This is a genomic window from Streptomyces luteoverticillatus (genome assembly GCF_003970715.1).
Classification (GTDB): domain Bacteria; phylum Actinomycetota; class Actinomycetes; order Streptomycetales; family Streptomycetaceae; genus Streptomyces; species Streptomyces abikoensis.
The window spans coordinates 1,789,752-1,810,792 of the sequence record NZ_CP034587.1 but is presented as its reverse complement, the minus strand read 5'-3'; the positions used below and the strand labels follow the sequence as shown (position 1 = coordinate 1,810,792).

Below are 21,041 nucleotides of genomic sequence, written 5' to 3'. Positions count from 1 at the left end.
TGGGGCCCATGCTGAAGGTGGGCCTCACGGGCGGGATCGGCGCGGGCAAGAGCGAGGTGTCGCGGCTCCTCGCGTCGTACGGAGCGGTCGTCGTCGACTCGGACCGCATCGCGCGGGAAGTGGTGGAGCCGGGCACGCCCGGACTGGCGGCGGTCGTCGCCGAGTTCGGGCCCGGCGTCCTCACCGCGGAGGGCGCCCTCGACCGGCCCGCGCTGGGCGCGATCGTCTTCGCCGACAAGGGCCGGCTCGCCGCCCTCAACGCCATCGTGCACCCCCTCGTGCGCGCCCGCTCGGCCGAGCTGGAATCCGCCGCCGGCCAGGACGCCGTCGTCGTCCACGACGTGCCCCTCCTCGCCGAGAACGGGCTCGCCCCCCTCTACGACCTGGTGGTCGTCATCGACGCCGGCACCGCGACCCGGCTGGACCGGCTCGTCCGGCTGCGCGGCATGACCCCCGACGAGGCCCGCGCCCGGATGGCGGCCCAGGCCACCCGCGAGGAGCGACTGGCCGTCGCGGACCTGGTCATCGACAACGACGGCCCGCTGGAGGCGCTGGAGCCCCAGGTCAGGGCCGTCTGGGAGCAACTGCGCGAGCGGGCGGCGGCGCTGTCCGACTGAGCCGTTCACCAGATCGGGTGAGGCCGTGCGCGCCCCGCCGGTGGGCGATGGCGCTCGGTGAGCCCTTGGTTATGGGCCTTCCGGGCTCGTGCCCCGTGGCCGATGGCCGCGCGTACCGGCGGCGGCACCCCTCTCCGCGTCGCTAGCGTGTCGCCCCGAACGGCGTCACCGTGCGGCTGCTCCGAGGGGGAACGACGACCATGGCCATGCCAGAACTGCTCGGCGCGAGCCCCTTCGCGCCCACTCCCCGGCCGAGCTTCAAGACCCGCCTCGGCGGGGTCTGCCTCGTCGCGGCCGGACTGCTGCTCATGGAGTTCACCGCCACGTCCGCGGTGAAGGCCGTCGGCTACGCGGACCACCAGGGGACCATGACCATCGGCCACTGCCGGGTCACCCGGAAGGGCAGCGGCCACGAGGGCACCAGCTGCGACGGCGTGTTCCGCCCCGTGGACGGCGGCGCGGTGCGCACGGACGCGGAGATCGACGGCTCGTACGTTCCCGGCGAGCGGGTGAAGGTGTACCGGGAATGGGGCACCTACTCGCTGGTCAGCCCGCGCGCGTTCTGGGGGTGGCTGATCCTGCTCTTCATGGCGCTTCCGGTCATGGCCCACGGGGTTCTGATCACCGTCGCCGGATTCCACCCCAGGACCGCCGGCCAGTTCAAGGCGGTGCGGGAAATGCTGCGCCGGGCCATGGTGGCCGAACACGTCCGGTGGCTGCGCCGGGTGGGAGGCGTGGGCATGCTGGCCTGCTTCCTGATGGCGTGCGTATCGCCGTGAGGCCCGTTCGGGCCTCCGCGTTCAATTCGGCCTCCGCGTTCAATTCGACCTCCGAGTTCGTTTCGAAAGGGAAAGGGCTGCCGTGTCCGGGCGACTTCGGGTGGAGACGGAACGGTTGGAGGAATTCTCCCGGCAGGTGGGCCGGGGCGCGGAGGACGCCTCGGAAATGACCTCCTACACCAGAGGATTCACCTCGTTCGACTTCATGGAACACGGGCTGCTGGGATTACTCGCGGGGCATCACGCCGACGTACGGGACACCGTCCTGCGCACCCTCGACCGGCTGACCGCCGTGCTCCGGGAATCGGCGCGGGAACTGGACGCCGCCGCCTCGTACTACCGGCGCACGGATCTCGCGGTCGCCACCGAGACGGACGCGGCCTACGGCCGGGCGAGGCGCTGACCCGGACATGGACTCCGCCGACATGGGCTTCGCCGACATGGCCGAGCCGACCCGCCACCTCACCCCGCCCCGCGAGCCCGCGGAGTTCGTCCATCCGCTGAAACCCGTCAACGACGTCGGGGATTTCCTCAGCCCGGCCGGATGGTTCCTGAAACTGGCCGAGCTGATGGTGCCGGGCGACCCGATGGAATACGCGAAGCACGCCCTCGCCGGGGACTGGGAGTCGTACGCGCGCTGCGCCGACGTCTGGCGGAATCTGGGCCGTTCCTGCGACGACCTCGCCCGGAACCTCGGCTCCGGCACCGGCGCCGTCCGCGCGACCTGGCAGGGGAACGCGGCCGACGCCGCGCACGGCTACTTCGACGCCCTGCGCAAGAACCTGGAGGACGCGCGGGACGCCCTGTACGCGATCGACGACGAATACCGGGAGATCGCCCGCTCGGTGGCGTACACCGGCGAGGCCGTGGCCGCGTGCATCAGCGCGATCCTGGACGCGCTCATCACCGTCTCCATCGCCGTCGCGGCCTCCGCCGCCTCCGGATGGACCGGATGGGGCGCCGCGATGGGGTACGCGCTCGGCGCCGCCGAGGCGAAGACCATCCTCACGGAATGGGCCGCGATGACCAATCTCCTCAACGCGGCGCAGGTGGCCATGAACGTCAGCTGTGCGGCGATCGGGCGGACCGGTGGCGAGATCGCGGCCTCGCTCGGTGCCTTTCCGCTGCCGCGTACGGGTTACGACCACCCGGCCGTCTGACGCCGAACGGAAGAAAGCCGGAACGGAAGAAAGCCGGAATGGAAGAAGGGGCCGGGCGATGCCGGAACAGCACGTCGGATTCGAGGAATTCGTGACCCCGGGCCGCGACCGGGCCCGGGCCCGCGTCGTTCACGAGGCGCTCCGGCACCTCGCCGGCGGCAGCGGTGGTGAGGTCCTGCGGGAGATGGCCCAGGAGGTCCTCTCCGGCCGGATGCGCCTCCACGAGGCGGTACGGGTCGGCGCGTACTCGGAAGCGCTCACCGAGAGCGTCGAGACCGCCCAGGCGGCCTGGGAGCGCCTCTCACCGGAGGAGCGGGAGCGGGGGACGGCCGAGGCCCGCCGCTTCCTGGCGGCCCGCGCCGAGCCACCGGGCTCTTGAGACTTTCCGGGGGCTAGGGCTCCCCTTTTCCCTCTCCGGGGTGGTTTGTGTTCCTGACGGCCTCATACGGCGGGACGTCCCGGCCGGGCTGGTAGTGCGGCCCCTGCCGGATGTGCCGGATGATCACGACGAGGTCGATCACGGTCACGAGCATCACCACCCCGCACGCGATCGCCCACCCCGGCCGCCCCGCCAGCGCGAAGAACGCCGTCCCGGCGGCCGTCCACACCAGCCCGAAGGACGCCAGCCCGAACCGCAGCCGCAGCGGGCTGCGCGCCGTCATGGGTTCGTTGCCCGTACGCATGGCGCACCATCTCCCGCTTCCAGGATCCCTCGGGAGCGGGCCTCAGAACAGCGGCTCCGGAAGGACGCCCTCCAGCGACAGCAGGACCCGCTTGGCCTCCAGGCCGGGGCCGAAGCCGCCCAGGCCGCCGTCGCTCCCGATGACGCGGTGGCAGGGGACCACGATGGGCAGCGGATTGCTTCCCATGGCCGTGCCCACCGCGCGGGCCGCGCCGGGGTCGCCCAGGCGGGTGGCGAGGTCCTGGTAGGCGACGACGGTGCCGTAGGGGACGTGGGCGAGGAGCTCGCGCAGGGTGCGGCGGTTGAAGCCGGAGCTGAGGGACCAGTCCAGGGGCACGGAGAAGGCGCGGAGGCGGCCCGCGAAGTAGTCCCGGAGCTGGTCCGCGGCCTCGGCGAGGACGTCGTGGCAGGCGGAGGGCGCCGCCGCGGGGGCGGTGCCCAGGTGCCGTTCCAGCTGGGACAGGGTCCGCTCGGCCGTGCCGGCGTCGGCGTGGAAGACGACGGTCAGCAGGCCGTCCGGGGTCGCGGCGAGGCCCAGGGGACCGACGGGTGAGTCGGTCGTCGACCAGGCCCAGGCCCGGGGGCCGGGCGGCAGGGGGCGCTCGGAGTCCGTCACGCCCTCCAGCCTAGAGCGTGGCGGGGCGCCCCCTGCCGGGGCCCCGGACCCCGGCAGGCGTCGTCTCAGACGGCGTCGTCGAGGGGCGCGTCCTCGCCGGCGGGGGCGTCGGCCGGGTCCGGGCCGGGCCGGTCGTCGTTCAGGAAGGACGGGTCGTCCGCGTCGTCGTCCAGGGCGGCGGCGATGACGTGGGGGGCGTTGGTGATGATGCCGTCCACGCCCATCCGGGCCAGGCCGACCGCCTTGTCCTCGTCGTCGACGGTCCACGCGCAGACCTCGAGACGCCGCCCGTGCGGCCCCTTGAGGGCGTGGGCCGCGTCGATCCAGTCGGCGGTGATCCGGGTGTGGTCCGGGTTGATCTGGTCGGCGAACGCGGCGTACGAGGGGAGGTCGGCGGCCTTCGGGGCGCCCAGGAAGCCCTTCTTGAGATCGGGGCGGAGCTTGTGCAGCGTCTTCAGGGACGGCGCGCTGAAGCTCTGGACGACCAGCGCCTCGTCGATGTGCCGCCGGTCCAGCCAGCCGGAGCGGCGCAGCTCGGCCACTATTTGCCGCTCGATCCCCGGGTAGAGCTCAGGTGCCTTCACCTCCAGCAGCAGCTTCTGGTGGTTGTCGTCGACCCGGCGCAGATAGCGGTCGAGCGTGGGCACCCGTTCGCCGGTGAAACGGCTGTCGTACCAGCTGCCGGCGTCCAGCTTCTCGATCTCGTCGAGCGTGAAGTCCCCGACCTTCCAGGGGGCGCGTCCGGGGTAGCGCCGCTTGGCGTCCGTGGTGCGGTCCAGGGTGGTGTCGTGCATGACGATCAGGGCGCCGTCCTTGGTGCGCTGGACGTCGTTCTCCACCCAGACGGTGCCCAGCCGGGCCGCTCTGTCGATCGAGGCCAGGGTGTTCTCCGGCGCCTCGACGGGCACCCCGCGGTGACCGATGACGACGGGGGCGGCCGGGCCCTCGGCGGCGGTGGGCGCGGGCGCCGCGGCGACCCCGGGGGCGGGCACGCAGGCGAGCGTCGAGAGGGACAGACCGGCGAGCACACCGGTCACGGCGGAGGCGATGCGGATGCGCATGGGGGCTCCTCGCGGCGTCCGGGGCCGGGACGCCCGTCGCGCCACCGGCCCTCGCGTACGGAACGTCGTACCTGGTGCACGGAAAGTGGTACAGCAAACGTGTACGTGATCGCGAGCGCCGGGGCAGCCGGAGCCGGAGAGCCTTTGCCCACATTTCGCCCGGCGTTCGCCCCGTGACCGGCGGGAAAACAGGGGTGGCGGGCCGGGGGCGAGGCCGTTGTCAGTGGTGGGCCGTACGGTGGTCTCATGCGGCCCGTATCCAAGATCGAACGCAAGGTGGCGCCCTTCGAGGTCGTCAGCCCCTTCCAGCCCAGCGGTGATCAGCCGACGGCCATCGCGGAGCTGGAGCGGCGCATCCGCGCGGGCGAGAAGGACGTCGTCCTCCTCGGCGCGACCGGCACCGGCAAGTCGGCCACCACCGCGTGGATGATCGAGAAGCTGCAGCGGCCCACGCTCGTCATGGCGCCCAACAAGACCCTCGCGGCCCAGCTCGCCAACGAGTTCCGCGAGCTCCTGCCCAACAACGCCGTCGAGTACTTCGTCTCGTACTACGACTACTACCAGCCCGAGGCGTACGTCCCGCAGTCGGACACCTACATCGAGAAGGACTCCTCGATCAACGAGGAGGTCGAGCGGCTGCGCCACTCCGCCACGAACTCGCTGCTCACCCGGCGTGACGTCATCGTCGTGGCATCGGTCTCCTGCATCTACGGCCTGGGCACGCCGCAGGAGTATGTGGACCGCATGGTGCCGCTGAAGGTCGGCCAGGAGATCGACCGCGACACGCTGCTGCGCCGCTTCGTCGAGATCCAGTACACGCGCAACGACCTGGCCTTCACCCGGGGCACCTTCCGCGTGCGCGGCGACACCATCGAGATCTTCCCGGTCTACGAGGAACTGGCCGTCCGCATCGAGATGTTCGGCGACGAGATCGAGGCGCTCTCCACGCTTCACCCGCTCACCGGCGAGGTCATCTCCGACGACGAGGAGCTCTACGTCTTCCCCGCCAGCCACTACATCGCCGGCGCGGAGCGGATGGAGAAGGCCATCGCGGGCATCGAGCGCGAGCTGGAGGAGCGCCTCGCCCAGCTGGAGAAGCAGGGCAAGCTCCTGGAGGCCCAGCGGCTGCGTATGCGCACCACCTACGACATCGAGATGATGCGCCAGGTCGGCTCCTGCTCGGGCATCGAGAACTACTCGCTGCACATGGACGACCGCGAGGCCGGCTCCCCGCCCAACACCCTCCTCGACTACTTCCCCGAGGACTTCCTCCTCGTCATCGACGAGTCGCACGTCACCGTCCCGCAGATCGGCGCGATGTACGAGGGCGACGCGTCCCGCAAGCGCACGCTCGTCGAGCACGGCTTCCGCCTGCCGTCCGCCATGGACAACCGCCCGCTGAAGTGGGAGGAGTTCACCGAGCGCATCGGCCAGACCGTCTACCTCTCCGCGACGCCCGGCCCGTACGAGCTCTCGCGTGGCGACGGCTTCGTCGAGCAGATCATCCGTCCCACCGGTCTCGTCGACCCCGAGGTCGTCGTCAAGCCGACCGAGGGCCAGATCGACGACCTGGTCCACGAGATCCGCACCCGCACCGAGCGCGACGAGCGCGTCCTCGTGACCACCCTCACCAAGAAGATGGCCGAGGACCTCACCGACTACTTCCTGGAGCTCGGCATCCAGGTGCGCTACCTCCACAGCGACGTCGACACGCTGCGCCGCGTCGAGCTGCTGCGCGAGCTGCGCGCCGGCGAGTTCGACGTCCTGGTCGGCATCAACCTGCTGCGCGAGGGCCTCGACCTGCCCGAGGTGTCGCTGGTGGCCATCCTGGACGCCGACAAGGAGGGCTTCCTGCGCTCCGGGACGTCCCTGATCCAGACCATCGGCCGCGCGGCGCGCAATGTCTCCGGACAGGTCCATATGTACGCCGACAAGGTCACTCCCGCGATGGAGAAAGCCATCGACGAGACCAACCGCCGCCGCGAGAAGCAGATCGCCTACAACAAGGAGCGGGGCATCGACCCACAGCCGCTCCGCAAGAAGATCGGTGACATCGTCGCCTCCCTCGCCCGCGAGGAGCTCGACACCGAGGAGCTGCTGGGCACGGGCTACCGCAAGGCAGGCAAGGCCGGCAAGGACCAGGCGAAGGCCCCCGTCCCGACGGCCCCGGCTGGCAAGGGGAAGAGCAAGGCCAAGGGCAAGGCGGGCAAGGCCGAGGCGGCGGTGCTCACGGACCGCCCTGCCACGGAACTGGCCCAGCTCATCGAGGACATGACCGACCGTATGCGCGCCGCCGCGGCGGAGCTCCAGTTCGAGGTCGCGGCGCGGCTGCGCGACGAGGTGGGCGAGCTGAAGAAGGAGCTGCGGCAGATGCGCGAGGCGGGGCTGGCCTGACGAGGGGTCCGGTCCGACGAGGGGGGGCCGGCCCGACGAACGGGCCGGCTCGACCAGGGGCGCGACAGCATAGCCCAGCCGGTCCGACCTGGTACGGAGCATGTTGCAAGACCGCCACAAACCCTTCCCGGACGCGTACGCGGCCGTCGCGTGTGCATAGGGTCGTATGTGAAGACGGCCGTACGGAACACGTGCGGCCACGGGGGCACAGCCAACGAGAGAGGGACTGCGCGTGACGGTCAACTTGTCCAAGGGCCAGGGCATCAGCCTTCAGAAGGCCGACGGGGGCACCCTGACCGCGGTACGGATGGGGCTGGGCTGGCAGGCGGCCCCCCGCCGCGGGCTGTTCGGGACGCGGACGAAGGAGATCGACCTCGACGCCTCGGCGGTGCTCTTCGCCGACAAGCAGCCGGTCGACGTGGCCTTCTTCCAGCAGCTCGTCAGCAAGGACGGCTCGGTGCGCCACACCGGCGACAACCTTGTCGGCGGCGCGGGCCAGGGCGGTGACGACGAGTCGATCCTCGTCGACCTCCAGCGCGTCCCGGTGCACGTCAACCAGATCGTGTTCACGGTGAACTCGTTCACCGGCCAGACCTTCGCCGAGGTCCGCAACGCCTTCTGCCGCCTGGTCGACGAGACCACCGGCCAGGAGCTCGCCCGCTACACCCTGGACGGCGGCGGCCCGTACACCGCGCAGATCATGGCCAAGGTCCACCGCGTGGGCAACGGCTGGCAGATGACGGCCATCGGCACCCCGGCCAACGGCCGGACGTTCCAGGACCTGCTGGCGGAGATCCAGGCCGTCCTGTGACCGCCCCCGGCGGACGCGGGCGGCACGACAGGACGAGCACGGCATAGGACGAGCACGACACAGGGGGAAACGGCGATGACGGCCGAGCTGGTGCGGGGGCAGAACCACTCGCTGCCCGGTACGCGACTGGAGATCCGGGTCTCGGCGGGCCACCCGGTGGTGGCGGGCGCGACGCTCGGTGACGCGGACGGCAGGGTGACCGACGCCCAGTGGGTCGCGCACCCCGCCTCGCCGCGACTTCCCGGGCTGGAGGTGTCCGGGCAGGCCGCCGCCGAGCACCGGCTGGCGGTCGACCTGGACGCCGTCCCGGAGTCCGCCCACCGGCTCGCCGTAGTGCTCGCTCTCCCGTCCGTGGCGTCGGCCCCGGCGCGCTTCGGCGCGATCGCGGCCCCCTTCCTCGCCGTGACGGGCACGGACGGCACGGAGATCGCCAGCTACACGGTCACCGGACTGGACGCCGAGTCGGCGGTCGTCGCCCTCGAGCTCTACCGCCGGCAGGGCGCGTGGAAGGTGCGCGCGGTCGGCCAGGGGTACGCGGGAGGGCTGGCCGCGATGCTCCACGACCAGGGCCTGCCGGGGGCGGCGGAGCTGGCCGCCGGCATCGAGGAAGCGGTCGCCCGGGGGATGGCCCGCGCGGTCCAGGCACCGCTTGTACGGGTGGAGTCCGCGCGTGCGGAGTCCGCTCAGGCGGAGGCCGTCCGTGGCGGGCCTGCTCGCGCCGAGGCGGCCCACGTGGAGCCCGCGCACGCTGAGCACGCTCGGGTTGAGCCTGCGCACGCCGAGCCCGCTCAGGTCGAGCCCGCGTCCGGCGACGGCGCGCCCGGCGTGGCCGGCGCGCCCGAGCCCGCCGTCACGCAGGACCGGGCGGCGGTGGGGGCGCAGGCGGCCCCGGCCTCCTCCGGGCCCATCAGCTACCGGCATCCACGCCGCCAGAGTGGCCCGCAGGACTCGGCGGCGGGCCCGGAACAGCCGGCCTCGGCGCCACAGGCCCCGGCACCGGCACCGGCGCCGACACCTCCCGCTCCGGACGGGGTCGGTCCGGACCGGGTCGCCACGGCCGACGGGCCGGGGGCGGCCGGGCCCGTCGCGGGCGACGCCACCGGCTGGTCCATGGACGAGCGGCTCTACAACCAGGTCTGGGGCATGTTCGAGGACCTGACCCGGACGGTCGCCGCCTACCGCAGCGCGGTCGACTTCGCGGAGTCCCGCCTGGAGCGGGAGCTGGACCAGGTCCTCTCCGACCCCGCCACCCGCGTCGGCCCGGCGGCGGACACGGCCCGCGAGGAGGCCCGCGCACGCCACGCCGAGCTGGTCGACCAGGCGCGGGCCGTGCTCGACCGGGACCTCGCCCAGCTCGTCGCGGAGGCCGAGGTCGTCGAGCACGCCCTGCCGCCCGCCTACGCCCGCTGGGACAGCCCCGTCTGGCAGGGCTACCAGGTTCCGCTGTCGGCCCCGATGGCGCTGCGGCTGGGCGATCTGCACCTGCCGGAGCGCCCGGGCCTGCGCATCCCCATGCTGGTGCGGCTGCCGCTGGAGCGCGGCCTGTGGATCGACGCCGGCCGGGCCGGCGGCCCGGCCGCGGGCGTGCCCGACTCGGCCGAACTGCGCAGGCTCGCCGTGGACTGCGCGGTCGCGCACGCCGTGCGGCTGCTGGCCGTCCACCCCGTGGGGGACTACACGCTCCACGTCATCGACCCGGCCGGCGCGGCGGGCCCGGCTCTGGCGCCGCTGTTGGAGAGCGGGGCGCTGAAGGAGCCGCCGCCCGCCGGGGCGCGCGGCGTGTCGGACGTGCTGGCGCGCCTGACACGCCGGGTCGACCTGGTGCAGATGGCGGTGCGCAACCGCGCCCTGGACTCGCTGCCCCCGGACCTCGACACGGGCGAGCAGCTCCTGATCGTCAACGACTTCCCGCACGGCTTCGACGACCGTGCCGTCACCCAGCTGCGCTACCTGGCGGACGAGGGGCCGTCCGTGGGCGTCCACCTGCTGATGGTGGCCGACCGGGACGACGCGCGGGCCTACGGGCCCGTCCTCGACCCGCTGTGGCGGTCGCTGCTGAGGATCACGCCGGTGCCGGACGACCACCTCGCCGACCCGTGGGTCGGGCACGCCTGGACGTACGAGCCGTCGCGGGTGCCCGCGGGGAGCGATGTCGTGGGTCAGGTGCTTCGTCAGGTCGGCCGGTCGCGGCGCGCGTACGGTATCTGACCCCTCCCGCCCGGAACCCTTCCCCCCTGGGACCCCTCCCACATAGGCCCTGACCTGCGGACTTGGGTGTCTCTTTACTATTCCTTGGTTCTTCCTGTACTGTTCTGAGGACTGCCGTACGCCCGTACGACGTGCCGGAGGAACAGTGGACGTCTCCTTGACCCTCTGGGTGCTGACCATCCTCGGTCTGTGCGCCCTCGTCGCCGCCGACTTCTTCATCGGGGGCCGCAAGCCCCATGAGGTCTCCCTCAAGGAGGCCGGGGTCTGGACGGCGGTCTGGATGGCCCTGGCCGGGCTCTTCGGGCTGGGGCTCCTGCTCTTCGGGGGCGGACAGCCCGCCGGCGAGTTCTTCGCGGGCTTCATCACTGAGAAGTCGCTGAGCGTCGACAATCTCTTCGTCTTCGTCCTGATCATGGCGAAGTTCTCCGTGCCGTCGATCTATCAGCAGCGAGTGCTCATGGTCGGCGTGCTCATCGCCCTGGTGCTGCGGGCCGTCTTCATCGGCGCCGGCGCCGCGATCATCGCCAACTTCTCCTGGATCTTCTATCTCTTCGGCGCCTTCCTGATCTGGACGGCCTGGAAGCTGATCCAGGAGGCGCGGGGCGGCGAGGAGGAGGAAGAGTTCGAGGAGAACCGCTTCCTGAAGCTGGTCGAGCGCCGCTTCCCCTCCACCGACCGCTACCACGGCACCAAGCTGTTCATCGTGGAGAACGGCAAGCGGCTGATGACCCCGATGCTGATCGTCATGCTGGCGATCGGTACGACGGACGTGCTCTTCGCCCTCGACTCCATACCGGCGATCTTCGGCCTCACCCAGGACCCGTACATCGTCTTCACCGCCAACGCCTTCGCGCTCATGGGCCTGCGGCAGCTGTACTTCCTGATAGGCGGGCTGCTGAGGAAGCTGGTCCACCTCTCCTACGGCCTGTCCGTGATCCTCGGCTTCATCGGCGTCAAGCTGGTGCTGCACGCCCTGCACGAGAGCGGCGTCGCGGTCCCCGAGATCAGCATCCCGGTCTCCCTCGGCGTCATCTGCGCGGTGCTGGTCGTCACCACGATCACCAGCCTGCGTGCGTCGGCCAACTTGGCCAACTCGGCCAAGGAGTCGGCGGAGATACCGGAGGCCCGCTCCCCGGAGGGGGAGCGGGACAAGGAGAACGCCCGCGCCTGACGGCCGGGACGGACTCGGGCTGGGACGGCTCAGGCCGGGGCGGGGTCGGTGGCCGGGCGGGAGGCGATCGTGGCGGGGCGGGTCTCGGGCAGCAGCACGAAGCAGCCCAGGCTCAGCAGGGCGATGCCGGTGAGATAGGCGGCGACGCCCCAGGGCGGCCCGCCCGAGCCGGCCGTCGCCGTCGCCACCAGCGGGGTGACGGCCCCGCCGAGCACTCCGGCGAGGTTGTAGCCGACGGAGGCGCCGGTGCAGCGCACCCTGGCGTCGTAGAGCTCGGGCACATACGCGCCGACCACGCCGAAGGCGGTGATGAAGGCCAGCATCGCGACGACGAAGCCCAGCAGCATCAGCGCGGGGCGGCCGGTGCGCAGCAGGGCCATGAGGGGGAACATCCACAGGGCCACGGCGGTGCAGCCGGTCAGGCACAGGGTGCGGCGGCCGAAGCGGTCGCCGAGGAGGGCGACGACGGGGGTGGCCGCGCCGGAGACGGCGACCGACGCCATGACGCAGCCGAGCATGAGCGTGCGGTCGATGCCGAGGCGCTCGGTGCCGTAGGACAGGGACCAGGTGGTGACCGTGTAGAAGACGGAATAGCCGATGGACAGGCCGCCGGCGGTGAGCAGGACGAGCCGCCAGTGGCCGCGGACGACCTCGGCGAAGGGGAGGGACGCGCGGCTCTCGTTCTCGGCGAGCGCCTGGAAGTCCGGGGTCTCCGCCAGTTGGGTGCGCAGCAGCAGGCCGGCCGCGGCCAGGACGCCCGCCGCCCAGAACGGCACGCGCCAGCCCCAGGACAGGAACGAGTCGTCGGGGAGGGTGGCCGAAAGGGTCAGGGTGATGCCGTTGGCCAGCAGGAATCCCACGGACGGGCCGGTCTGCGGGAAGCTCGACCACAGCGCGCGGCGATGGGCGGGGGCGTGTTCGGCGGTGAGCAGTACGGCGCCGCCCCATTCGCCACCGACTCCCAGGCCCTGGAGGAAGCGCAGGACGAGCAGGAGCAGCGGGGCGGCCATGCCGATCCGCTGGTAGGTGGGGACGAAGCCGACGGCGACGGTCGCGAGGCCTGTCAGCAGCAGGGAGAAGACGAGTACGGGGCGGCGGCCCAGCCGGTCGCCGATGTGGCCGAAGAGCACCGAGCCCAGGGGGCGGGCGATGAAGCCGACGCCGAAGGTGCCGAAGGCGGCGAGGGTGCCGACGAGGGGGGAGACGGTGGGGAAGAACAACGGGCCCAGGACGAGGGCGGCCGCGGTGCCGTAGGCGAAGAAGTCGTAGAACTCGATGGTGGTTCCGACCATGGACGCCACCGCGAGGCGGAGCATGGCCGGAGGACGGTCGCGATTCATGTACTGCCCAACTTCCCCTCGGGGCGGGGGAAACGGGGCGTGCGGGGGCGTTGCCGGGGGCGCGCCGGAAGGGCGCCGTCCGCCTGGTGTGCGGACGGCGCGCTACCGTCGGTCCGTCATTGGCGGCGGGTCCGGCCGCCGGGCGTCACCAGCCGCGCTCGCGCCACTCCGCGAGGTGCGGGCGCTCGGTGCCCAGGGTGGTGTCGTTGCCGTGGCCCGGGTAGACCCAGGTCTCGTCGGCGAGCTCGCCGAAGATCTTGGTCTCGACGTCGTCGATGAGGCTGGCGAACGCCTTGGGGTCGTCGTGGGTGTTGCCCACGCCGCCGGGGAAGAGGCAGTCGCCGGTGAACACATGGGCGTGGCCGTGCGGGTCGTCGTAGACGAGCGCGATGCTGCCCGGGGTGTGGCCGACCAGGTGACGGGCCGTCAGCTCCACCCGTCCTACGCGGATGACGTCCCCGTCGTCGACGAGCACGTCGGTCGGTACCGGGATGCCCTCGGCGTCCTCGCGGCCGGCGTAGGTGCGGGCGCCCGTGGCGTCCACGACCTCGCGCAGCGCGCCCCAGTGGTCGGCGTGCTGATGGGTGGTCACCACGGAGGCGATGCCGCTGTCGCCGATCAGGGTGAGCAGGGTGTGGGGCTCGGCGGCGGCGTCGATCAGCAACTGCTCGTCCGTCGCGCGGCAGCGCAGCAGATAAGCGTTGTTGTTCATGGGTCCGACCGCGACCTTGGAGATCATCAGATCGGCCAACTCGTGTACGTCCGCAGGTCCGCCGACCTCTACCGCTCCGCTGTACATCATGGTCGACAGCCTATAGCGCGGGCAGAACGGGCAGCGGAGCGCCACCTGTTTCGAGCTGCGCGCCGTCCCGGCGGCCCGCCAGCCAGCCCAGCAGCGCGGGGGCCGTGCCGGTCACGGTGAGGGGCTCGCCCTCCGCGCGGCCGGAGGTCCAGGTGCCGCCGTCGGTGGAGACCAGCCGGAGCGCCGGGACGTCGGCGTTGCCGGAGAAGCGGTCCGCGAGGAAGGCGATCTCGCGGGTGGTGAAGCCGGCGGGCAGGTCCTCCAGCTCGTAGCCGATGCCGAGGTCGACGTGGTGGAGCTCGACCTCGATCAGCCGGCGGAAGGGGATGTTGGCGGCGGCATCGGTCACGCCGTTGCGCAAGGTGACGGTGCGGTTCCAGTCGGCGGGGGTGTGCGCCGTGTCCAGGAAGCGGGCGGCCGCCGATCGCAGGTCGTCGAGCTGGGCGGTCAGCTCGCGGGGCGCGCCGTTGTCGATGTCGGCGTCGCGGGCCTCGGCGCTCGCGTACATGGGACGGCCCTCCAGCACGTTCACCAGGGCGTCCGCGTTGCGCGCGAGGTGGGCCAGGACGTGGCCCCGGGTCCAGCCGGGCAGCCGTGACGCCTGGGCCACGGCGGCGTTGTCCAGGGTGCCGGCGGCGGTGAGCAGCCGGTCGGTCGCCTCACGTACAGCGTTCAGGTCGTGCACATGATCAGTCATGGCGCCGACGATAGCCCCGCCACTCCTTCGGGTGAAGGAGGTCGATCCGGCCCGTAAATCGAATGTGCGTGCTATAGGCTCGTGGGTGGCATCGCTGACGACTTTCGTGCGGCCCCTGGTTGTCAGACCTCCCCCGTACTCTGGATCGGGGGCGAGGATCAGCCCCCTTCAGCTCTCCAGAGCCGACTCTCAAGAAAGGTGCCGACTGGCGTGGCAGACCGTCTCATCGTCCGTGGCGCTCGCGAGCACAACCTCAAGAACGTCTCGCTCGACCTCCCGCGCGACTCCCTGATCGTCTTCACCGGGCTCTCGGGGTCGGGCAAGTCCTCCCTCGCGTTCGACACGATCTTCGCCGAGGGCCAGCGCCGCTACGTGGAGTCGCTCTCCTCCTACGCCCGGCAGTTCCTCGGGCAGATGGACAAGCCCGATGTGGACTTCATCGAGGGCCTCTCCCCGGCGGTCTCCATCGACCAGAAGTCGACCTCGCGCAACCCGCGCTCGACGGTCGGCACCATCACCGAGGTCTACGACTACCTCCGGCTGCTCTTCGCCCGGATCGGCAAGCCCCACTGCCCCGAGTGCGCGCGCCCCATCTCCCGGCAGTCGCCCCAGGCGATCGTGGACCGGGTGCTGGAGCTGCCCGAGGGCAGCCGCTTCCAGGTGCTCTCGCCGCTGGTGCGCGAGCGCAAGGGCGAGTTCGTCGATCTCTTCTCCGACCTGCAGACCAAGGGCTACAGCCGGGCCCGGGTCGACGGGCAGACGATCCAGCTCACCGACCCGCCGAAGCTGAAGAAGCAGGAGAAGCACACCATCGAGGTGGTCGTCGACCGCCTCACCGTCAAGGACAGCGCCAAGCGCCGGCTGACCGACTCCGTCGAGACCGCGCTGGGGCTCTCCGGCGGCATGGTCGTCCTCGACTTCGTCGACCTCGCCGAGGACGACCCCGAGCGTGAGCGGATGTTCTCCGAGCACCTCTACTGCCCGTACGACGATCTGTCCTTCGAGGAGCTGGAGCCGCGCTCCTTCTCCTTCAACTCGCCCTTCGGCGCCTGCCCCGAGTGCACGGGCATCGGCACGCGCATGGAGGTCGACCCCGAGCTGATCGTCCCCGACGAGGACAAGTCCCTCGACGAGGGCGCCATCAGCCCCTGGTCGCACGGCCACACCAAGGAATACTTCGGCCGTCTGGTCGGCGCGCTCGCCGACGCGCTGGGCTTCCGCACCGACATCCCCTGGGCCGGGCTGCCCCAGCGGGCCAAGAAGGCCCTGCTCCACGGCCACAAGACCCAGATCGAGGTGCGCTACCGCAACCGTTACGGCCGCGAGCGCGCCTACACCACCGCCTTCGAGGGCGCGGTGCCGTTCGTCAAGCGGCGCCACTCCGAGGCGGAGAGCGACACCAGCCGTGAGCGCTTCGAGGGCTACATGCGCGAGGTGCACTGCCCCACGTGCGAGGGCACGCGGCTCAAGCCCATCGTCCTCGCGGTCACCGTGCAGGGCCGGTCCATCGCGGAGGTCTCCGCGATGTCGATCAGCGAGTGCGCGGACTTCCTGCGCGACATGAAGCTCACCGGCCGTGAGAAGAAGATCGCCGAGCGGGTGCTCAAGGAGGTCAACGAGCGCCTGAGGTTCCTCGTCGATGTCGGCCTGGACTACCTCTCGCTCAACCGCGCCGCGGGCACCCTCTCCGGCGGCGAGGCCCAGCGCATCCGGCTGGCCACGCAGATCGGCTCCGGCCTCGTCGGCGTGCTCTACGTCCTGGACGAGCCCTCCATCGGCCTCCACCAGCGCGACAACCACCGGCTGATCGAGACCCTCGTCCGCCTGCGCGACATGGGCAACACCCTGATCGTCGTCGAGCACGACGAGGACACCATCAAGGTCGCCGACTGGGTCGTCGACATCGGCCCCGGCGCCGGTGAGCACGGCGGCAAGGTCGTCCACAGCGGACCCCTCAAGGAACTGCTGGCCACCGAGGCGTCGATGACCGGCCAGTACCTGTCCGGCAAGAGGTCCATCGCCCTTCCCGACGTCCGCCGCCCCGTGGACCCCGGCCGCAAGCTCACTGTGCGCGGCGCCCGGGAGAACAACCTGCGCGACATCGACGTGTCGTTCCCCTTGGGCGTGCTCACGGCCGTCACCGGTGTCTCCGGCTCCGGCAAGTCCACGCTGGTCAACGACATCCTCTACACCCACCTGGCGCGCGAGCTGAACGCCGCCCGGGCGGTTCCGGGCCGGCACACGCGCGTGGAGGGCGACGACCTCGTCGACAAGGTCGTCCACGTCGACCAGTCGCCCATCGGCCGGACGCCGCGCTCGAACCCCGCCACGTACACCGGCGTCTTCGACCACGTCCGCAAGCTCTTCGCGGAGACGATGGAGGCCAAGGTCCGCGGCTACCTGCCGGGCCGCTTCTCCTTCAACGTCAAGGGCGGCCGCTGCGAGAACTGCGCGGGCGACGGCACCATCAAGATCGAGATGAACTTCCTGCCGGACGTGTACGTGCCGTGCGAGGTCTGCCACGGCGCGCGCTACAACCGGGAGACCCTGGAGGTCCACTACAAGGGCAAGTCCATCGCCGAGGTGCTGGACATGCCCATCGAGGAGGCCCTCGAGTTCTTCGAGGCCGTGCCGACGATCGCTCGCCACCTGCGCACGCTCCACGAGGTGGGGCTCGGCTACGTCCGCCTGGGGCAGTCGGCGCCGACCCTCTCCGGCGGCGAGGCCCAGCGCGTCAAGCTCGCCAGCGAGCTGCAGAAGCGGTCGACCGGACGGACGGTGTACGTCCTGGACGAGCCGACGACCGGTCTGCACTTCGAGGACATCAGCAAGCTGATCAGCGTGCTGTCCGGGCTGGTCGACAAGGGCAACACGGTCATCGTCATCGAGCACAACCTCGACGTGATCAAGACCGCCGACTGGGTCGTCGACATGGGCCCCGAGGGCGGCTCCGGCGGCGGCCTCGTCGTCGCGGAGGGCACGCCCGAGGAGGTGGCGGCGGTACCGGCCAGCCACACGGGCAAGTTCCTGCGCGACATGCTCGGGGATCGCGTGAGTGACGCGTCGGTGCCGGCGCGGAAGCCCGCGAAGCGGGCGCCTGCGAAGAAGGCGCCCGCGAAGAAGGCGGCGTCCGCGGCGAAGAAGACCGTGGCGGCGAAGTCCGCTGCCGCGAAGAAGACGGTCTCGGCGAGGACGACGGCCGCTACCGCGAAGAAGACGGCGGCCCGGAAGAAGGCCTGAGGCGGTTCGGCACCGCCGGACCCCGCCGCGATGGCTGACCGCCGTCGCGGCGGGGGAGGGGTGCCCCGGTCCCGCCCTTTCACCGTTTCCTCCAGGGGCTCCGCCCCCGGCCCCCCGGACCGCCGCCGGTATCGTCGCTATGCCATCCCCGTACCACCGCTGGAGCTCCCTATGACATCCCCCTCCGCCTCCTCCGCGTCCCGTCGTACCGTGCTGCGCGGAGCCGCTCTGGTGGGGGCCGCCGGGGTCGGTGCCGCCGCCTGCGCCGGGGGTACGGGTGCCAAGGGGCCTGCCACTCCCACCGCGCCCGTCGACCTGGGGGCGGCCGGGGAGATCCCCGTCGGCGGCGCGCGGCTCTACCGGGAGCAGAAGCTCGTCGTCTCGCGGTCCGCCGAGGGGGAGTACAAGGCGTTCAGCGCGGTGTGCACCCACGCGGGCTGCGTCGTCACCAAGGTCGAGAACGGCAAGATCAGCTGCCCCTGCCACGGCAGCACGTTCGACGCCGCCACCGGCAAGGTCCTCCAGGGCCCGGCCGGCGCGCCCCTGCCCGCCGTCCCCGTCAAGGCCGACGGCGGCAAGCTGATCGCCGGACCTTCTGCCTGACCGCCCAGGCCCGCCCCCTGGCTGTTACGACCAGTCCCAGGCGATCCCCACTATCCCCGGCCGGATCCCCTGCTCCACCAGGTGCACCTCCCGGTGCCGTCCCGCCAGGGTCAGCTCCTGCTGGCCGGAGCGCGGCGCCCCCGCCGCGCTCTGGCTGAAGCGGCGGCACCGCACCGGCAGCGCGGCCTCGTCGAAGCGGACCCGCAGCACGTACTGCCCGCCCGCGAAGCTGAACCCCCGCACGTACTCGCCGCTCGGGCCGCCCGTGCCGTCGTCGAAGCCGTAGCCGAAGACATGGGTGTCCCCGGCGCGCAGCCGGGCGTCGAAGAGCAGCTCGGCGACGATGACGCCCGCCGCCGCATGCCACCGGACCCGGCCCAGCCGGCAGTTCTCACCGGCCCGTACGGTCATCCGGCCGGGGTCGCAGCCCTCGTCGCCGTGGTGGATGGCCACATAGCGGTCCACGCCGTCGCGGTGCGCCCGCACCACGTGGTGCGAGTCGCGGGCGCGCATCTCGCGCCCCGCGCCGATGGACACCCGCTCCAGATGGCAGACGGTGTGGAGGCCGCCGTCCTCCGGCGACTCCAGCTCCGCCAGCAGCCGCTCCAGGGCCCGGGACTCCTCCACCAGCGAGCGGTACGAACGCGCGGCCGGCCGGTCCGGCGTCGTGCCCGCCGGCGCCGGGTCGGCGAGTAACCCGGTCAGGGCCCGTTCCGGCAGGTCGAGCACGTCCTCCAGCAGCCGCACGGCCCGCAGGGACTCCGGCCGCCGGGGTCTGCGGACGCCCTGCTGCCAGTAGCTCAGGGTCGTCACCCCCACCTTCACCCCGCGCTGCGCCAGCCGGTGCTGCACCCGGTGCAGTGCCAGCCCGCGCACCGACAGCGCCGTGCGCAGCGCCAGGTGGAAGGGGCCCGACCGCAGTGCCCGGGCCAGCTCGGCCTCGAGCCCGGACCCGGCAACGCCTGTGCTGATGCGCGTCATTCCGCTCGCTCCTCCGTCCGCGCTCTCCCGCTGTGAAGCCCCCGTGCGCCTGTGAATATTCACGATCGGCACGTGCCTCGGCCATGCCTCGGCGTGCGGCTTTCCTACTGGACGGCCACGAGCCGTTCACATCCGGCGGGATTCGTTCACATCCGGGCCTCAGGCCGTATTGAAGCCGGTTGACCAGCCCCCGACAACACCCGATGCTCCTCACACGCGTCCGGACGCGCTCCTCCATCAGCACCCCCCACCCCACGGGAGGAACGCGAAATGTCCCGTGCTTCGGCATCGGCAACCATAGAAAAGCCCCGCATACGCGGCAGACGGCTGTCCCTGACGGCCCTGATCGCCGCCGTCCTGTTCGCCGTCCCCACCACGGCGAGCGCGGCGAGCAGCGAACAGCACGCGCTGCGGGCGACGAACAGACTGAACATCGGCATGCAGGCACAGCAGAAGACCAACTGGTGCTGGGCCGCCTCCGGCAACACCATCGCCACCTGGTTCGGCCGCAACTACAGCCAGAACCAGTTCTGCAACGCCGCCTTCAACCGCTCCCAGGGCTCCACGTGCCCCAACAACCAGGCCACGCTGGGCAATGTGCAGAACGCCCTCGACTGGGCCGGCATCAACGAGGGCCGGTATGTCAACGGCTGGCTGCGCTACTCGACCGTCAAGTCCGAGATCGACGCGGGCCGTCCGGTCGAGACCCGCATCCAGTGGCAGTCCGGCGGCGGCCATATGCACGTCCTCTACGGGTACGACGACGCGAACAGCATGGTCTACTGGGGCGACCCCTGGCCCTCCAGCAACCGCTACAACTGGGCGTCGCACGACTGGTACGTGAACAACAACCAGTTCTCCTGGACCCATTCGCTCTACGGGATCGGGGCGTGAGGGCCATGACCGACCGGTACACATCGAGGAACGCCGCCCGCGTGGCCGCCGCCGGCGCCCTGACCGCCGCGCTGCTGGGGCTCGCCCCGCTCGCCCACGCCGCGCCGCCCCCGGCCGTCCCCGCGCCGCCGCCGGCCGCCGGGGTCGCCGAGGCCCACGACGCGGCCGCCGCGCCCGGCACCCTGGCCACGCTCTCCCGCTTCTTCGCCCGTGACGGCGCGAACCGGGACGGCGCGGCCCGCGACGGCGCGCTCGCGAAGACCGACGCGCGCCCGAGGATCGACGGCGCGACCGTCCCCGTCTACACGCTCGACCCCGAGTTCGTGGCCGGCAAGGAAGGCGCCCCGATCGCCCGGCTGGACTTCCTCGCCAGCACCGCCGTCTCGGCCGACGGACAGAAGGCGTCGGTGTGGACCGCGCGCACCGGGAACACCTGGAGCGTCGTCAACATCGCCACCGGCGACGACGAGACCCGCTACGCGGCCGCCGGCGCCCGCAAGCTCAGCGGCGGCACGGTCTTCCGCGAGCCGCAGATCAACGCCTGGTACGTCCAGCGCGGCGACCGCGTCCTGCCCCTCGACGAGGACGCCGTGCGGGCGGTCGGCGAGCAGGGCACCACGGTCGGCGCCTACCGGGACCGGGTGCGCAAGGCCTACGGCGCCAAGCTGCCGGGCTCGGCCTACGACAGGAAGGGCGTGGCCGGCGGCTACGACGCGAAGGGCGAATCGGCGTCCGTCGCAGCGGGGACCGATGCGGACCGGTCGGTGACCGCGGCACCGGAAGGTGACGGCGGCTCCTCGATCGCGGCCCCCGCCGCGACGGCCGGCGGGGCGGCGGCCCTGGCCCTCGGGCTGGGGGTCGTGGCGGTGCGCAGGCACAGGCTGCGGCGCCGCTGACGGCACCCCCACGGGGTCCGTCCCCCGCTCACGCTCCGGCCCCGGCGGCCACCACCGCCGGGGCCGGAGTCGTGCCCTCCCCAGGGCCG

The 21,041-nt window shown here is 71.9% G+C and carries 20 protein-coding genes; 13 read left to right on the top strand and 7 right to left on the bottom strand.

Annotated elements, in window-relative coordinates; translation table 11 throughout:
* Positions 1 to 8: 8 nt before the first annotated feature.
* The 5 genes from coaE (at position 9) to EKH77_RS07590 (ending at position 2,935) form a co-directional block, all read left to right on the top strand.
* Complete coding sequence (gene coaE, locus EKH77_RS07610) at positions 9 to 617, top strand: dephospho-CoA kinase (RefSeq protein WP_126913647.1); 609 nt, start codon at positions 9 to 11, stop codon at positions 615 to 617.
* A 200-nt stretch (positions 618 to 817) separates the two neighbouring features.
* On the top strand, positions 818 to 1,396 hold the full coding sequence (locus tag EKH77_RS07605) for a hypothetical protein (RefSeq protein WP_126913646.1): 579 nt from the start codon (positions 818 to 820) through the stop codon (positions 1,394 to 1,396).
* Positions 1,397 to 1,478: 82 nt separating this feature from the next.
* Positions 1,479 to 1,799 (top strand): type VII secretion target, encoded by a 321-nt coding sequence (locus EKH77_RS07600; RefSeq protein ID WP_126913645.1) that lies wholly within the window; start codon positions 1,479 to 1,481, stop codon positions 1,797 to 1,799.
* 7 nt (positions 1,800 to 1,806) lie between these two features.
* Positions 1,807 to 2,556, top strand: coding sequence for a WXG100 family type VII secretion target (locus EKH77_RS07595; protein ID WP_126913644.1), 750 nt, complete (start codon positions 1,807 to 1,809; stop codon positions 2,554 to 2,556).
* 58 nt (positions 2,557 to 2,614) lie between these two features.
* Complete coding sequence (locus tag EKH77_RS07590; protein ID WP_126913643.1) at positions 2,615 to 2,935, top strand: hypothetical protein; 321 nt, start codon at positions 2,615 to 2,617, stop codon at positions 2,933 to 2,935.
* A gap of 13 nt (positions 2,936 to 2,948) precedes the next feature.
* Here EKH77_RS07590 and EKH77_RS07585 read toward each other — a convergent pair whose 3' ends face one another.
* From EKH77_RS07585 to EKH77_RS07575, 3 genes are all read right to left on the bottom strand, one after another.
* Complete coding sequence (locus EKH77_RS07585) at positions 2,949 to 3,239, bottom strand: DUF6343 family protein (RefSeq protein ID WP_126913642.1); 291 nt, start codon at positions 3,237 to 3,239, stop codon at positions 2,949 to 2,951.
* A gap of 42 nt (positions 3,240 to 3,281) precedes the next feature.
* The gene (locus EKH77_RS07580) at positions 3,282 to 3,854 is read right to left on the bottom strand and encodes a methylated-DNA--[protein]-cysteine S-methyltransferase (protein ID WP_411950004.1); all 573 of its coding nucleotides are present in this window, start codon (positions 3,852 to 3,854) and stop codon (positions 3,282 to 3,284) included.
* A 65-nt stretch (positions 3,855 to 3,919) separates the two neighbouring features.
* Complete coding sequence (locus EKH77_RS07575) at positions 3,920 to 4,915, bottom strand: glycerophosphodiester phosphodiesterase (RefSeq protein ID WP_126913641.1); 996 nt, start codon at positions 4,913 to 4,915, stop codon at positions 3,920 to 3,922.
* 246 nt (positions 4,916 to 5,161) lie between these two features.
* Here EKH77_RS07575 and uvrB point away from each other — a divergent pair, with 246 nt between their 5' ends.
* The 4 genes from uvrB to EKH77_RS07555 all read left to right on the top strand — a co-directional run bounded on the left by uvrB (position 5,162) and on the right by EKH77_RS07555 (position 11,499).
* Entirely contained in the window at positions 5,162 to 7,309 is a 2,148-nt protein-coding gene (gene uvrB / locus EKH77_RS07570) for an excinuclease ABC subunit UvrB (RefSeq protein WP_126913640.1), read from the top strand.
* A 232-nt stretch (positions 7,310 to 7,541) separates the two neighbouring features.
* Positions 7,542 to 8,120: a TerD family protein gene (locus EKH77_RS07565; RefSeq protein ID WP_126913639.1), complete on the top strand. Its 579-nt coding sequence runs from the start codon at positions 7,542 to 7,544 to the stop codon at positions 8,118 to 8,120.
* A 75-nt stretch (positions 8,121 to 8,195) separates the two neighbouring features.
* Positions 8,196 to 10,328: a TerD family protein gene (locus EKH77_RS07560; protein WP_126913638.1), complete on the top strand. Its 2,133-nt coding sequence runs from the start codon at positions 8,196 to 8,198 to the stop codon at positions 10,326 to 10,328.
* 145 nt (positions 10,329 to 10,473) lie between these two features.
* Positions 10,474 to 11,499 carry a TerC family protein gene (locus EKH77_RS07555; RefSeq protein WP_126913637.1) on the top strand — a complete coding sequence of 342 codons (1,026 nt, stop codon included), beginning with the start codon at positions 10,474 to 10,476 and terminating at the stop codon, positions 11,497 to 11,499.
* Between the two features lie 29 nt (positions 11,500 to 11,528).
* On the opposite strand, the gene EKH77_RS07550 is transcribed toward EKH77_RS07555, so the two are convergent.
* The 3 genes from EKH77_RS07550 to EKH77_RS07540 form a co-directional block, all read right to left on the bottom strand.
* Complete coding sequence (locus tag EKH77_RS07550) at positions 11,529 to 12,815, bottom strand: MFS transporter (RefSeq protein ID WP_126917942.1); 1,287 nt, start codon at positions 12,813 to 12,815, stop codon at positions 11,529 to 11,531.
* A gap of 169 nt (positions 12,816 to 12,984) precedes the next feature.
* Positions 12,985 to 13,641 carry an MBL fold metallo-hydrolase gene (locus tag EKH77_RS07545; protein ID WP_126913636.1) on the bottom strand — a complete coding sequence of 219 codons (657 nt, stop codon included), beginning with the start codon at positions 13,639 to 13,641 and terminating at the stop codon, positions 12,985 to 12,987.
* 10 nt (positions 13,642 to 13,651) lie between these two features.
* Positions 13,652 to 14,338: a maleylpyruvate isomerase family mycothiol-dependent enzyme gene (locus EKH77_RS07540; RefSeq protein WP_126913635.1), complete on the bottom strand. Its 687-nt coding sequence runs from the start codon at positions 14,336 to 14,338 to the stop codon at positions 13,652 to 13,654.
* A gap of 210 nt (positions 14,339 to 14,548) precedes the next feature.
* Here EKH77_RS07540 and uvrA point away from each other — a divergent pair, with 210 nt between their 5' ends.
* The gene (gene uvrA, locus EKH77_RS07535; protein ID WP_126913634.1) at positions 14,549 to 17,578 is read left to right on the top strand and encodes an excinuclease ABC subunit UvrA; all 3,030 of its coding nucleotides are present in this window, start codon (positions 14,549 to 14,551) and stop codon (positions 17,576 to 17,578) included.
* A gap of 171 nt (positions 17,579 to 17,749) precedes the next feature.
* On the top strand, positions 17,750 to 18,181 hold the full coding sequence (locus EKH77_RS07530; RefSeq protein WP_126913633.1) for a Rieske (2Fe-2S) protein: 432 nt from the start codon (positions 17,750 to 17,752) through the stop codon (positions 18,179 to 18,181).
* Positions 18,182 to 18,205: 24 nt separating this feature from the next.
* Here EKH77_RS07530 and EKH77_RS07525 read toward each other — a convergent pair whose 3' ends face one another.
* The gene (locus tag EKH77_RS07525) at positions 18,206 to 19,162 is read right to left on the bottom strand and encodes a hypothetical protein (RefSeq protein ID WP_126913632.1); all 957 of its coding nucleotides are present in this window, start codon (positions 19,160 to 19,162) and stop codon (positions 18,206 to 18,208) included.
* 270 nt (positions 19,163 to 19,432) lie between these two features.
* On the opposite strand from EKH77_RS07525, the gene EKH77_RS07520 reads away from it, so the two are divergent.
* On the top strand, positions 19,433 to 20,056 hold the full coding sequence (locus EKH77_RS07520) for a papain-like cysteine protease family protein (protein WP_397612793.1): 624 nt from the start codon (positions 19,433 to 19,435) through the stop codon (positions 20,054 to 20,056).
* 5 nt (positions 20,057 to 20,061) lie between these two features.
* Positions 20,062 to 20,952, top strand: a complete 891-nt coding sequence (locus EKH77_RS07515; RefSeq protein WP_126913631.1) for a hypothetical protein — start codon at positions 20,062 to 20,064, stop codon at positions 20,950 to 20,952.
* Positions 20,953 to 21,041: the final 89 nt, after the last annotated feature.